This is a genomic window from Cytobacillus sp. Hz8, assembly GCF_042263505.1.
In the GTDB taxonomy this organism is placed as follows: Bacteria; Bacillota; Bacilli; order Bacillales; family Cytobacillaceae; genus Bacillus_BE.
In genome coordinates this window covers 57515-72196 of sequence record NZ_JBHKFI010000003.1, presented here as the reverse complement: position 1 = coordinate 72196, position 14682 = coordinate 57515, and the positions used below count along the sequence as shown (strand labels likewise).

At 39.6% G+C, this 14682-nt stretch carries 12 protein-coding genes; 11 read left to right on the top strand and 1 reads right to left on the bottom strand.

The genetic code is table 11. The annotated features are described in order from the left end of the window. Positions 1–241: 241 nt before the first annotated feature. The 9 genes from ACE38V_RS05505 (at position 242) to ACE38V_RS05465 (ending at position 12141) form a co-directional block, all read left to right on the top strand. The gene (locus tag ACE38V_RS05505; RefSeq protein WP_375840205.1) at positions 242–1429 is read left to right on the top strand and encodes an acetyl-CoA C-acetyltransferase; all 1188 of its coding nucleotides are present in this window, start codon (positions 242–244) and stop codon (positions 1427–1429) included. 67 nt (positions 1430–1496) lie between these two features. Continuing rightward, a complete protein-coding gene (locus ACE38V_RS05500) occupies positions 1497–2348 on the top strand; it encodes a 3-hydroxybutyryl-CoA dehydrogenase (RefSeq protein WP_375840204.1) in 852 nt (283 codons plus the stop codon). 49 nt (positions 2349–2397) lie between these two features. Beyond that, positions 2398–3528 carry an acyl-CoA dehydrogenase gene (locus tag ACE38V_RS05495; RefSeq protein WP_375840203.1) on the top strand — a complete coding sequence of 377 codons (1131 nt, stop codon included), beginning with the start codon at positions 2398–2400 and terminating at the stop codon, positions 3526–3528. A gap of 213 nt (positions 3529–3741) precedes the next feature. Continuing rightward, on the top strand, positions 3742–4884 hold the full coding sequence (locus ACE38V_RS05490) for an acyl-CoA dehydrogenase (protein ID WP_375840202.1): 1143 nt from the start codon (positions 3742–3744) through the stop codon (positions 4882–4884). A 71-nt stretch (positions 4885–4955) separates the two neighbouring features. Next, on the top strand, positions 4956–5576 hold the full coding sequence (locus ACE38V_RS05485) for a TetR/AcrR family transcriptional regulator (protein ID WP_375840201.1): 621 nt from the start codon (positions 4956–4958) through the stop codon (positions 5574–5576). Positions 5577–5694: 118 nt separating this feature from the next. Next, positions 5695–8961 carry a fused isobutyryl-CoA mutase/GTPase IcmF gene (gene icmF, locus ACE38V_RS05480; protein ID WP_375840200.1) on the top strand — a complete coding sequence of 1089 codons (3267 nt, stop codon included), beginning with the start codon at positions 5695–5697 and terminating at the stop codon, positions 8959–8961. 331 nt (positions 8962–9292) lie between these two features. Beyond that, complete coding sequence (locus tag ACE38V_RS05475) at positions 9293–9493, top strand: hypothetical protein (RefSeq protein WP_375840199.1); 201 nt, start codon at positions 9293–9295, stop codon at positions 9491–9493. A gap of 228 nt (positions 9494–9721) precedes the next feature. Beyond that, entirely contained in the window at positions 9722–10279 is a 558-nt protein-coding gene (rpoE, locus tag ACE38V_RS05470) for a DNA-directed RNA polymerase subunit delta (protein WP_375840198.1), read from the top strand. A gap of 257 nt (positions 10280–10536) precedes the next feature. Next, positions 10537–12141, top strand: coding sequence for a CTP synthase (locus ACE38V_RS05465; protein WP_375840197.1), 1605 nt, complete (start codon positions 10537–10539; stop codon positions 12139–12141). Positions 12142–12257: 116 nt separating this feature from the next. On the opposite strand, the gene ACE38V_RS05460 is transcribed toward ACE38V_RS05465, so the two are convergent. Next, positions 12258–12788 carry a DUF2529 domain-containing protein gene (locus tag ACE38V_RS05460; RefSeq protein ID WP_375840196.1) on the bottom strand — a complete coding sequence of 177 codons (531 nt, stop codon included), beginning with the start codon at positions 12786–12788 and terminating at the stop codon, positions 12258–12260. A 306-nt stretch (positions 12789–13094) separates the two neighbouring features. Here ACE38V_RS05460 and ACE38V_RS05455 point away from each other — a divergent pair, with 306 nt between their 5' ends. Together ACE38V_RS05455 and ACE38V_RS05450 are read left to right on the top strand one after the other, a co-directional pair. Continuing rightward, positions 13095–13466: a response regulator gene (locus tag ACE38V_RS05455; protein WP_375840195.1), complete on the top strand. Its 372-nt coding sequence runs from the start codon at positions 13095–13097 to the stop codon at positions 13464–13466. A 224-nt stretch (positions 13467–13690) separates the two neighbouring features. Beyond that, positions 13691–14548 (top strand): class II fructose-bisphosphate aldolase, encoded by an 858-nt coding sequence (locus ACE38V_RS05450; RefSeq protein WP_375840194.1) that lies wholly within the window; start codon positions 13691–13693, stop codon positions 14546–14548. Positions 14549–14682: the final 134 nt, after the last annotated feature.

The following is a 14682-nucleotide window of genomic DNA, read 5'->3' as shown; positions in this document are numbered from 1 at the left end:
ACGAGCGTTCAGTCAACAGAACAAATATGTCACAAAATAACTGAATATACCCTTGATTTGGAAAATTCGGTTAACAAGAATTGTATAGGTGGTAATAGGCATCTATATTCTTTTTACATGTAGACTTGAACTGCTGTCAGCCTCAAACATCATTTCATCAAGAATTCACTTCATCTATGTGCCATTAGGCATTTTTCCTAATAATTGACTTGTGTTGAACAAATGAATAGGGGGAATTTTTTTGGGTAAAACGGTCATTTTGGGTGGAGCTCGGACGCCATTTGGAAGGCTTGGAGGAGGGCTGAGCAGTTTTTCAGCATCCGACCTTGGTGGTATTGCAGCAAAGGAAGCCTTAAATCGAGCAAATGTTAAGCCTGAAGAGGTAGGAGAATTTATTTTTGGAAGTGTACTTCAAGGGGGCCAAGGGCAAATTCCATCAAGGCAAGCGGCAAGAAAAGCGGGATTACCTTGGGAAGTGAAGACAGAGACCATTAATAAAGTGTGTGCCTCGGGAATGAGAAGTGTAACGCTCGCAGATCAAATTATTCGTTTAGGTGACGAAGAAGTGATTGTTGCTGGTGGCATGGAATCGATGAGCAATGCCCCATACATTCTACCCAAAGCGCGCTTTGGCTATCGCATGGGGGATGCAACAGTCTTAGATTTAATGATCCATGATGGATTAAGCTGCAGCTTTTCTGGTGTTCATATGGGGACATATGGAAATGCTGTTGCCAGTGAGCTCGGGATCAGCCGCAGGGAGCAGGATGAATGGTCTTTAAGAAGCCATAAACGCGCGCTTGCGGCAATGGAATCCGGTAAATTTGCTGAGGAAATTGTTTCGGTTGCAGTTCCACAAAGAAAGGGAGATCCCTTAATCGTTGCAAATGATGAAGGCCCTAGAAAAGATACCTCATTAGAGAAATTAGCTAAGCTTTCACCCGCATTCAATAATGAAGGAACTATTACTGCTGGAAATGCTCCAGGAGTAAATGATGGTGCCTGTGCACTTGTCTTGATGAGCGGGGAGCGAGCCAAAAGAGAAGGAAGAAAAATTGAAGCTACTATTCTTGCGCATACAGCTGTTGCGACAGAGGCGAAGGATTTTCCCAAAACGCCAGGAATTGCTATTAAGGAGCTTTTGAAAAAGTCGGGTAAAAGCATCGAAGATATTGATCTTTTTGAAATAAATGAAGCTTTTGCTGCTGTAGCTTTGGTTAGCAGTCAAATTGCCAACCTAGATTTAAATAAGGTAAATATCAATGGTGGCGCGGTTGCACTTGGTCATCCAATCGGAGCAAGCGGTGCAAGAATTATTTTAACTTTAATTCATGAGCTTAAATCTCGTGGCGGTGGAATTGGAATTGCTGCCATTTGTAGTGGCGGAGGGCAAGGAGATGCCGTGATGATTGAGGTTCCGAGGGTTTAATAGAATTCGAGAAAAAAGGCAAATCAATGAAATGGGAATAAACTGTATTGATACGGAGGAAAAAAACATGGAAATCAAAAAAATAATGGTTATTGGTGCTGGACAAATGGGTTCTGGTATTGCACAAGTTTGTGCAACAGCAGGTTATGAAGTAATTTTAAATGACCTAAAAGTGGAATTTGTAGAACGAGGATTAGGGACGATTCAAAAGAATTTAGCCCGCCAAGTGTCCAAAGAACGAATAACCCAAGAAAAACTGGATGACATCTTAAATCATCTTACCGCTTCCGCTGATCTTCAGGACGCTTCGAATGTAGATCTTGTAATCGAAGCAGCTGTTGAAAATATGGACATTAAAGCGAAAATATTTGCGCAATTAGATGAGATTGCCCCAGCACATGCGATTTTGGCAAGCAATACCTCATCTTTACCTATTACAGAAATCGCTGCTGTGACAAAAAGACCTGAAAAGGTCATTGGCATGCATTTTATGAATCCAGTTCCAGTGATGAAATTAGTAGAGATTATTCGTGGATTAGCAACTGCAGACGAAGTTTATCAAGAAATTGAAAGCATTACAAAGAAGATTGGAAAGGTTCCTGTTGAAGTTAATGATTTTCCTGGATTCGTGGCAAACCGCATTCTCTTGCCAATGATTAATGAGGCAGTCTATGCACTCTATGAGGGTGTAGCAACGAAAGAAGCCATTGATGAGGTTATGAAGCTTGGTATGAATCATCCGATGGGGCCACTAACATTAGCTGATTTCATTGGACTAGATACTTGCTTATACATTATGGAAACACTGCAAGAGGGACTTGGTGATGATAAATATCGCCCATGCCCATTACTTCGTAAATATGTCAAAGCGGGATGGCTCGGCAAAAAAACCGGTCGTGGCTTCTATGTTTACGAATAATCTTTTTCCGTATGAGGAGTGTTAGTTATCATCATTCTGGAGGGGAAATATGGTCTTACATCTGACAGAAGAACAAAGCATGATGAAGAATATGGTCCAAGAATTCGCCCAAAATGAAATTGCTCCATTTATAGGCAGAATGGAGCAAGGGGAGTTTCCAAGAGAAATTCTCAAAAAAATGGGGGAGCTTGGCTTAATGGGAATTCCAATCCCTGAAAAATATGGGGGAGCTGAAATGGACTTTATCTCCTATATTATTGCGATACATGAGATTTCAAAGGTAAGTGCTACGATCGGCGTGATTTTATCCGTCCATACCTCAGTGGGGACGAATCCTATTGTGTATTTTGGTACGGAGACGCAAAAACAGAAATATGTTGCAAAATTAGCTACTGGAGAATATTTAGGAGCATTTTGCTTAACAGAACCGAGTGCTGGCTCAGACGCTGGTAGCCTAAAGTCAAGAGCTGTCTTGGATGGTGACCATTATGTCATTAATGGTTCAAAGGTCTTTATCACAAATGGTGGAGAAGCAGATGTCTATATTGTATTTGCTAAGACCAATCTGGAAGCAGGGAAGAAAGGGATCTCAGCCTTCATCGTGGAAAAAGGGACTCCTGGACTGATCTTTGGGAAGGATGAAAGGAAAATGGGCCTTCATGGCTCAAGAACTCTACAATTAACGTTTGAGGATATGCGTGTCCCAAAAGAAAATCTCCTTGGTCAAGAAGGAGAAGGCTTCAAAATCGCTATGAGTAATTTAGATGTAGGCCGTATAGGGATTGCTTCTCAGGCTCTCGGAATTGCAGAGGCCGCTTTTGAAGCAGCGGTGAAGTATGCAGGGGAACGCAAGCAATTTGGTAAGCCAATTGCCGCTCAGCAGGCAATCGCTTTCAAGCTTACTGATATGGCAACAAATATAGAGGCTGCAAAGCTATTGATTTTTCGTGCAGCTCAAATGAGAATGAATGGTCAAAGCTGTGGAAAAGAAGCCTCAATGGCAAAGCTGTTTGCTTCAAAGACGGCAGTCGAGGTCACAACAGAGGCTATCCAAGTTTTCGGTGGTTATGGCTATACCGAGGATTATCCAGTTGAGCGCTTTTTCCGTGATGCGAAAATCACTGAAATTTATGAAGGTACGAGTGAAATTCAACGTATTGTTATTCATAAGCATCTATAGCGCAATTTACAATCTTAAGTTCAATTGCTACCGTAAAGATTGCATTTTTATTGATAAAAAAAGGTTGTCAAGTTCAAAAATACTAGAAAATGAACAGTTGAAAATAAGACAATGATTTATCTCGCAGGACATTCGCTTAGGATTAGTTGTTTTCAAATGACGGAGATAACTAATTTAAATAAATTAATGAATCAATCAGGGGAGGAAGCAGAAATGAATTTTCAGCTTACAGAAGAACACGAAATGATTAGGAAAATGGTTCGGGACTTCGCAAGAAATGAAGTAGCTCCAACTGCCGCAGAGCGGGATGAGGAAGCTCATTTTGACCGCACCATTTTCGAGAAAATGGCAGAGCTTGGTCTAACAGGTATTCCTTGGCCAGAGGAATACGGCGGGATTGGAAGTGACTTCTTAGCTTATTGTATTGCTGTAGAAGAACTATCAAGAGTAGACGCATCAGTGGGGGTAATGCTATCTGCTCATACATCTTTAGCCGGATGGCCTATTTATAAGTTTGGTAATGAAGAACAAAAGCAAAAATATCTTCGTCCTATGGCACAAGGGGAAAAAATCGGTGCTTATTGCTTAACAGAGCCAGGAAGCGGATCTGATGCTGGTGGTATGAAAACAACAGCTCGTCTTGAAGGCGATCATTATGTGTTGAATGGCTCCAAAATCTTCATCACCAATGGTGGAGCAGCCGAAACTTATGTTGTTTTTGCGACAACAGATGCTGAAAAAGGAACAAGAGGCGGACAAACCGCATTTATCGTTGAAAGCGACTTCCCTGGATTCTCAGTAGGGAAGAAAGAAAAGAAACTAGGCATTCGTTCATCACCTACAACAGAAATTATCTTTGATAATTGCCATGTTCCTGTTGAAAATATCCTTGGCAATGTAGGAGATGGCTTCAAGATTGCGATGATGACTCTTGATGGAGGACGTAATGGTATCGCTGCGCAAGCTGTTGGGATTGCTCAAGGTGCATTAGATGCAGCTGTGGACTATGCAAAGGAAAGAGTTCAATTTGGGAAGCCAATTGCTGCACAACAAGGGGTTGCCTTCAAGCTTTCTGATATGGCAACAGGCGTTGAAGCGGCAAGACTATTAACCTATCAAGCAGCATGGCTTGAATCAAATGGCCTTCCTTACGGTAAGGAATCAGCTATGTCTAAGCTTTTCGCTGGTGATACAGCCATGAAAGTGACAACAGAAGCAGTTCAAGTATTTGGTGGCTACGGTTATACAAAAGATTACCCTGTTGAAAGATTCATGCGTGATGCAAAAATCACTCAAATCTATGAGGGTACTCAAGAAATTCAACGACTTGTTATCTCAAGAATGCTTACAAAATAATCATTTAAGTATCTGGTGTCCAAGATGGTGATCCATCTTGGACACCAGGATACTTCATAAAGGGGGATTACATGGAGGAAAAACGTGAAGTTCATGCATCAGTAAAAGATGAACGTCTTGTAAAAATGAGAAGGAATCAAATGATTAAAGGGGCGATCTCCCTTTTTAAACAAAAAGGCTATCATCGTACCACAACGAGAGAAATAGCCAAAGCGTCTGGCTTTAGTATTGGGACGCTTTATGAATATATCCGCAAAAAAGAAGATATCCTCTACCTAGTGTGCGATTCGATTTATGATGAAGTTCGTGATAGATTGCAGAATAATATCGACACCAGCCTTGGAACATTAGAAAGTCTGAAGCTTGGCATTGCTAATTACTTTCGCATCGTCGATGAAATGCAAGATGAAGTACTTGTCATGTATCAAGAAGTAAAATCACTGTCACACGATGCACTTCCCTATGTGTTGAAGAAAGAAATGGAAATGGTTGCGATGTTTGAAAACTTAATCAAGATTTGTGCGGAAAATGGCGAGCTGCTGTTAACAGCCACACAGGTGCAGCTATTGGCTCACAATATTTTTGTTCAAGGTCAAATGTGGGGATTCAGACGATGGATTCTTCAAAAGATGTATACGCTTGAAGAATACATAGAGCTGCAAACCAATTTGATCATTCAAGGTATTGAGTAATACCTCTATAAGCACGAGGATTACGATATATATAATTTAAAATGGCAGGGTGGGAGATTCAGAATATCTGTATTCGGTATTTTGCGAAAAGCCTGCTCTAAATGATTGGGGGAAAATAATGAGTAAGGTTCAAGTCTATAAACCAAAACATCATATCCGCTTTGTTACCGCTTCAAGTCTTTTTGATGGGCATGATGCCTCGATTAATATTATGCGCAGAATTCTTCAAGCAAGTGGAGCGGAAGTCATTCATTTGGGTCATAATCGCTCTGTTGAAGAAGTTGTGAATGCAGCTATCCAAGAAGATGTTCAAGGAATTGCGATCTCGTCCTATCAAGGCGGTCATGTGGAATATTTTAAGTATATGTATGATTTATTAAAGGAAAAGGGCGCACCTCATATTCTCATTTTTGGGGGTGGTGGCGGTGTTATCATCCCGAAGGAAATAAAAGAGCTACATGATTATGGCATTGCCGGAATTTTCTCCCCAGAGGACGGAAGAAAACTGGGCCTTCAGGGAATGATTAATAGGATGCTGGAACAATGCGACCATCCGACTATCACTGATGAAGCAACAGAATATATTGAAAAACTTCCATCTGGAGATGTGAATGCCGTTTCTAAGCTCATATCTCTCGCTGAAAATCATTTGGAGGTTCTACAAGTTGGTGCTGCAACCGTCGAATTGATCCTCGATCAAATTAAAAGTCTAGAAAGATCAGTTCCTGTCATAGGAATTACAGGGACCGGTGGGGCGGGGAAAAGCTCGCTGACAGATGAATTGATTCGCCGCTTTTTAAATGAAATTCCAGAAAAGCGAGTCGCCATTCTTTCTGTCGATCCAACAAAACAAAAAACAGGTGGCGCATTATTAGGCGATCGAATTCGCATGAATGCTATCTTTTCTCCCAGAGTATTTATGAGAAGCTTAGCAACAAGGAGTTCTAAAACAGAGCTCAGCCTAGCAATCAAGGATGCCATTACGGTAACAAAAGCAGCAGGCTTTGATTTAATCATTGTCGAAACAAGCGGAATTGGTCAAGGGGATGCGGAAATAACGGAAATCTGTGATATCTCGATGTATGTCATGACCAGTGAATTTGGGGCACCATCTCAGCTTGAAAAAATCGATATGATCGATTATGCCGATTTGGTTGTGATTAATAAATTTGAACGAAAGGGTTCAGAAGATGCAAGACGCCAAGTTCAAAAGCAATTTCAGCGCAGTCGGGAGCTGTTTGAACAGGAATTTGAAAATATGCCAGTCTATGGTACGATCGCCAGTCAATTTAATGACCCAGGAACAAATGCTTTATTTGCCGCATTAATTGAAAAAATAAATGAAAAAACCGGAATGAATTGGTCCACATCCTTTAGTAAAAATGCCTTAGTAGAAAAACAAAATATCATTATCCCCAATGATCGTCGCTACTATTTAAGAGAAATTTCCGATGCCGTAAGAAATTATCATAAAAAAATGAAACAAGAAGCACAAATAGCCCGTAGATTGTTCCAGCTTGAAGGGGCAATTGAAGCGGTGAAAGAAAAAGAAATAAACGAAGAAATTATTACCTCCCTTGTTGCTGTTAAGCAAGAGACAGAAAAGAAGCTGTCACAGGATTCAAAGCAGATTTTACAAACTTGGGGAGAATTGAAAGCAAAGTACACTTCAGATAAATTTGTGACCAAAATACGCGATAAAGAGATCGTCACGGTTTTGAAGACAAAGAGCCTTTCCGGAATCGATATTCCGAAGGTCTCTCTGCCGAAATATCAAGATTACGGTGAGATTTTAACATGGGTATATAAAGAAAATGTTCCAGGTGAATTCCCTTATACAGCAGGAGTATTTCCTTTTAAACGCGAAGGAGAAGATCCTAAGCGGCAGTTTGCTGGGGAAGGGACACCGGAAAGAACGAACCGCCGTTTTCATTATCTATCAAAGGATGATGCGGCAAAACGGTTAAGTACAGCATTTGACTCTGTCACTTTATATGGAGAAGATCCAGATTATCGTCCAGATATTTATGGAAAGGTAGGCGAAAGTGGCGTTAATGTGTGTACCCTAGATGATATGGAAAAACTCTACAAAGGGTTTGATTTATGTCATCCGTCCACTTCTGTTTCGATGACGATTAATGGTCCGGCACCTATTATTCTTGCGATGTTTATGAATACCGCGATTGAACAGCAGATTGAACGGAAAGAGATTGAGCTTGGTCGCAAGCTTTCGGATGCTGAACTTGCGGAAGTGAAAGAGAAGACTTTGCAAACAGCTCGCGGAACGGTACAGGCGGATATTTTAAAGGAAGATCAAGGTCAAAATACTTGTATATTCTCAACAGAATTTGCGTTAAGAATGATGGGGGATATTCAGCAATATTTTATTAATCATAAAGTCCGAAACTATTATTCTGTATCGATTTCTGGCTATCATATTGCAGAAGCAGGAGCGAATCCGATTTCTCAGTTGGCATTTACTTTATCCAACGGGTTTACTTATGTGGAATATTATTTAAGCAGGGGCATGAACATAGATGATTTTGCGCCAAACCTCTCCTTTTTCTTTTCGAACGGTCTCGACCCGGAGTATACAGTCATTGGCCGGGTAGCAAGAAGAATTTGGGCAACTGTGATGAGGGAAAAGTATGGTGCAAATGAACGTAGTCAAAAATTAAAATATCATGTCCAAACCTCAGGTCGCTCCCTTCATGCACAAGAGATTGATTTTAATGATATTCGCACGACCCTGCAAGCGTTAATGGCGTTGCATGATAATTGCAACTCCTTGCATACGAATGCCTATGATGAAGCGATAACGACCCCAACAGAAGAATCTGTAAGACGCGCAATGGCCATTCAAATGATTATCACGAAGGAACATGGCTTAACGAAAAATGAAAATCCATTACAAGGGTCTTTTATTATTGAAGAGCTTACCGATTTGGTGGAAGAAGCGGTACTTCAGGAATTCGATCGCATTAATGATCGCGGTGGCGTTTTAGGGGCGATGGAAACGCAGTATCAAAGAGGAAAAATTCAGGATGAATCTATGTATTATGAAATGAAAAAACATACGGGAGAGCTTCCGATTATCGGTGTGAATACGTATTTGAATCCAAATCCGCCTTCTGAAGAAGAAGTCGATAATATGGAATTAGCAAGAGCGACAAAAGAAGAAAAAGAGCTACAGATTCATAATTTACAGGACTTCCAAAAGCGCCATGACAATCAAGCAACAAAAGCCCTTCAAAAGTTGAAGGAAGAAGCAATGAGTGGTGGCAATATCTTTGCTGAACTAATGGAGACTGTGAAAGTTGCAAGCCTTGGTCAAATTACAAAGGCCTTATATGAGGTAGGGGGCCAGTATAGAAGAAATATGTAAGAGGAATATTGGTCAGATTCTTGAATGGACAGCGAAATTTAGGAATTGATTCAAGAAATCTGACCAAACTATGTTGAAGAAAAGAGCTACAGTTTTCAAAAAAAGAAAATATCGTGAATATGTTCATATTTTATCTTTATTTCCTGTATAATCGGAGTGAGATAAGAGGTTTTGACTTTTTAACTGATAAAGTGAAACTTCCATCATTGGGGGTTTTCGACGCACAGGACGTGAAGTGTGCAGACTTATGTGTTGACGTCGCGCTTTTAGTCTGTCATTCATCCCCCACTTATCTTCTTCGTATTCTCAGAATCTTGAAGTGGGAGTCAAAATGTCCGTTAAGAGTGGGATAAATACATACTTATGGTTTGAAGCCTATTTGGGAAGTGAAAAGGGTGAAGCGTTTATTTCTTTTCGGGACTTTCGTATGCCTGATCATCATGACATACTTCTTATACCAACTGCAGCTGGGAGCCATTGGCTTTTTGCTCATATCCATCTTTTTCTTTTTTTTAGCATGGAAACGATTTAACTATGGGAAACGTGAAAAAAAGAAACAGACGGGCAAATAAATTTTAAAAAAAGAATTCGAAATGAACGCAGAAAAAAGTAAATGAAACGATAATTGAACTAGCATAAACCCACTATTTTTGTTTATAATGAAGAATATGCATTCATGGGAATCCTTATTTTAGCATGAAAAGAAAGTTTTACATTTATATGTTCGTTGCAGGAGTGTCTTTAGAAAGGAAGTGCAGTGATGAGTTTGAAACAGTACTCAAAGGAACAGTTGCAGGAAATGTCTTTTATTGAAATTGCTTATGAAATATTAGAAGGTAGTAAGCAACCGGTCTCTTTCAATGAAATGATGGATGAAATTAAGGGGATTCTTGAGCTTTCAGAGAATGATGTAAGAGCAAAAATTGCCCAATTTTATACAGATTTAAATATCGATGGCCGTTTCCTAGCGTTAGGTGAAAATCGCTGGGGTCTTCGTGTTTGGTACCCAATTGACCAAATTGAAGATGAAATCGTTGCACCTGTGAAGCCGAAGAAGAAAAAGGCGAAGAAGGTTGTCGAAGAGGAGGAAGTTGTCGATGACTTTGAAGATACAGATGAAGATCATGATTTTGATGACACCGATGACTTTGATGCAGATGATGACTCGGATGATGACGATCTCTTAGAAGATGATCTAGAGGAAGAAGATTTCGAAGAAGCGGATGAGGATCTGTTAGAGGAAGACGAGTATGATATTGAAGATGAAGATCTTGAGGATGAGGATCTTGATGAAGACGAAGAGGAAAAAGAGAGATAATTCTACATCTTGACTTTTATTTTTTATGCTTGTAAAATAACTTTTGGGCTCCTTAAAAAAGGAACGATAATTATTATACGCTAAAATAGCGCTCCCTTACTTAATAAGTAAGAGGGCGTTTTTGCTATTTTTAGGGAGTATTTCTATAGCAGTTTTAAGGAAATAATGTTCGCCACCCCCTATCATGAATGAATAAACAATAGTCTTTATTTAAATAGCGACGAATTGTACAAACTGTAACTAAGGGGGATTTGAACATGACAAAGTATATTTTTGTAACTGGCGGGGTTGTGTCATCGCTGGGCAAAGGAATTACTGCAGCAAGTCTAGGAAGACTATTAAAAAATCGAGGTTTGAATGTAACCATCCAAAAATTCGACCCGTATATTAACGTCGATCCAGGGACGATGAGCCCGTATCAACATGGAGAGGTTTTTGTAACTGGTGACGGTGCGGAAACAGACTTAGACTTAGGACATTATGAACGGTTTATTGATATTAATTTGACGAAGTACAGTAATGTCACAACCGGAAAAATCTACTCAACGGTTTTAAAGAAAGAACGCCGTGGAGATTACTTGGGTGGAACCGTTCAAGTTATTCCTCATATTACAAATGAGATTAAAGAACGAGTTTTTCGTGCAGGTAGAGAAACAAATGCAGACGTGGTTATTACGGAAATCGGTGGAACCGTTGGGGATATTGAGTCACTCCCATTCTTAGAAGCGATTCGCCAAATCAAAAGTGATATCGGCCGTGACAATGTGATGTATGTTCACTGTACTCTTGTTCCATACATTAAAGCAGCAGGGGAAATGAAGACAAAGCCTACACAGCATAGTGTAAAAGAGCTTAGAAGCTTAGGAATTCAACCAAATGTCATCGTCGTTCGTACGGAAATGCCAATGACTCAGGATATGAAAGATAAGATTGCCTTATTCTGTGATATCGATGCAAAGGCCGTTATTGAGTGTCAAGATGCGGATACATTATATACCATCCCACTTGCCCTTCAAGAACAAAACTTCGACCAAATTGTGTGTGACCATTTGAAAATCCAAAGTCATGAAGCGGATATGACCGAATGGAAGAAGCTTATTGAAAAAGTGGTCAATTTATCACGAAAAACAAAAATTGGTCTTGTCGGAAAATATGTGGAATTGCAAGATGCTTACATTTCTGTTGTAGAGGCATTAAAGCATGCCGGTTATTCATTCGATAGTGATATCGAGATTAAATGGATAAATGCAGAACATGTTACTTCTCAAAATGTAACGGATTTATTAGATGATGTTGACGGAATCCTTGTACCAGGTGGCTTCGGGGACCGTGGAATCGAAGGGAAAATTTTAGCTATCCAATATGCGCGTGAATCGAAAAAACCATTCCTTGGCATTTGTCTTGGTATGCAGCTGGCATCAATCGAATTTGCCCGTAATGTTCTTAAATTGGACGGAGCACATACAGCAGAAATTGATCCTGATACATTGCATCCAATCATTGATTTATTGCCTGAACAAAAGGATATTGAGGATCTTGGTGGAACCTTGCGTCTTGGTTTATACCCATGTAAGTTGGAGGAAGGAACAAAGGCCTTCGCCGCTTATAATGATAAAGTGATTTATGAGCGCCATCGCCATCGCTATGAATTCAATAATCAATATCGTCAAGAGATGGAAAAAGCAGGATTTATCTTCTCTGGAACAAGTCCTGATGGCCGCCTCATTGAAATTATTGAATTAAAGGATCATCCTTGGTTTGTAGCATCCCAGTTCCATCCAGAATTTACATCGCGACCAACAAGACCTCAACCATTATTTAGAGATTTTGTAGAAGCCTCACTAAAAATGAGTGAAAAATAAAAGGAAAAAGGCTGATTCCGATTATGGAACAGCCTTTTTTTATAAAGTTATTTTTTTCGAACAAAAGCACTTCTAACAAATTTTACGAAATGGAGCAGTCAAGCGAAATGGTTGGATTATTCATATTCCTCTAAGATTTCTTCCAACGTAAATTTGAGACCAAAATAAACATAAAGGGCAGCCATGGAGGATGGAAATCCGAAACGCTGACCATCCTCTCTAGGTAACAAACCCTTGGTAAGCTTCAAATCAATATGAACATCGGCTAGATTGGCTATACTTTCATCGTTAGAGTCGGCTTCAGTTGCAATAGAAACAAAGGGAACTCCTCTATCGGCCAAAGCCTTCGCAATTGTCAGTGCTTCCTGATCATGAGAAAACCGAGAGATAAGAAGGACGCGGTCGGCATCAGTGAAATGATCGATTTGCTCAGCTCCTTCAAAAGGATAGAGTCCTTTTAATGGCTCCGCTCCATGCAGGGCCTCTGTTTCTACTGCTTTCATTTCCTGTATCCCAATCATGTATATTTTTCCTTCTCCAACAGCTGCTTGCGCAAGTAAACGAGCACCGTCTTCCATTGCCATCCCCTCGCGATCCTGAATCCGATTAAGCAAGCCCTGTAGCTGGGTTGTGAACATTTTTAACATAAATAAGCACATCCTTTAAAAACAAGTCTTCAACCATTGATTATAGAGAAAATGGATGAGAAGGTAAAATAATCGAAAGAAAGCACGCGGTAGGGGTTGATTCTTGAAAAATTGGGTTTACTATTAAGGACGTAGATGCTAAAAAATTGTTTGAAAAATAGCAGGAATATGAATGGTTAAAATAGAAGTAATTGGATATGAAAAAAAGGGAAGAATGCATATTTAACCCGAACCATAAGGTTAAACCTAAAAATACATAGTTTTTACATCTAGGCTTTTTCTATCAAATAGAGAAGAGGTGGCTTAATGAAAGGGAAAATTTTAATCATTGACGATCAGTTTGGCATTCGTATACTCCTTAATGAGGTCCTCCAGAAGGAAGGATATACCACTTTTCAGGCCGCAAATGGGGTACAAGCACTTGATATTGTCAAAACGCATGCGCCTGATTTAGTCCTCCTCGATATGAAAATACCAGGAATGGACGGTATTGAAATTTTAAAAAGAATGAAAATCATTGATCCGGAAATCCGTGTCATTATCATGACGGCATATGGTGAGCTGGATATGATTCAAGAGGCAAAAGATCTTGGGGCTTTAACCCATTTTGCTAAGCCATTTGATATTGATGATATCCGAGGGGCTGTCAGGAAATATCTACCGGTGCATTTAATTTAAGCCAGTGGTACCGCTTCCTTTATAGCGAAATTATGACACTTCATAAAAAATGGTATGTTTAATAGAAATTCCTAGTTCAATTTGGTATGATTACAGATGAATGAGATGATTCGTCTTCTATAAGTTTCATTCTGGTAAGTTTACATACTTCGCTTTTACGTAGGGAATACTTACTAAGAAATGTTTGCACCCTGAGGACAATCATCAATGAAGGAGGAATTATAATGCCTTTAGTATCTATGAAGGAAATGCTCATTAAAGCAAAAAACGAAGGTTATGCTGTTGGCCAATTTAACCTAAACAACCTTGAGTTCACTCAAGCCATTCTACAAGCAGCAGAAGAAGAAAAATCACCTGTAATCCTAGGTGTTTCTGAAGGTGCAGGTCGTTATATGAGTGGATTTAAAACCGTTGTGAAAATGGTAGAAGGCTTGATGGAAGATTTAAAAATCACTGTTCCTGTAGCGATTCATTTAGACCACGGTTCAAGCTTTGACAAATGTAAAGAAGCAGTCGATGCTGGCTTCACTTCCGTTATGATCGACGCTTCTCATCATCCATTTGAAGAAAACATTGAAATTACTTCTAAAGTAGTAGAGTATGCTCATTCAAAAGGAGTTTCTGTTGAATCAGAATTAGGAACTGTTGGCGGTCAGGAAGATGATGTTGTTGCTGAAGGCATTATCTATGCAGATCCAAAAGAATGCGAAGAGCTTGTTAATCGTACAGGCATCGATGCTTTAGCTCCAGCTTTAGGTTCTGTTCATGGACCATACAAAGGCGAGCCAAAATTAGGCTTCAAAGAAATGAAAGAAATCGGTGAGATTACTGGTCTTCCATTAGTATTACATGGTGGTACTGGAATCCCAACAAAAGATATCCAACAAGCTGTATCATTAGGAACTGCAAAAATCAACGTAAACACTGAAAACCAAATTGCCTCTGCTAAACGTGTACGCGAAGTACTAGCTGCAGATTCTGAAGTTTACGATCCACGTAAATATTTAGGACCTGCACGTGAAGTAATTAAAGAAACGGTTATCGGTAAAATCCGCGAATTCGGTTCTTCAAATAAAGCGTAATAAAAAAATACATGTTGAAACCGTCTTTTTATAGGCGGTTTCAATTTCATCTTAATAAAAATTAAAAACCTTATATTTGAAAGAGATTGAATATTTTTTATACATGAAAAATATCAGATCGTCATCGGGATTTG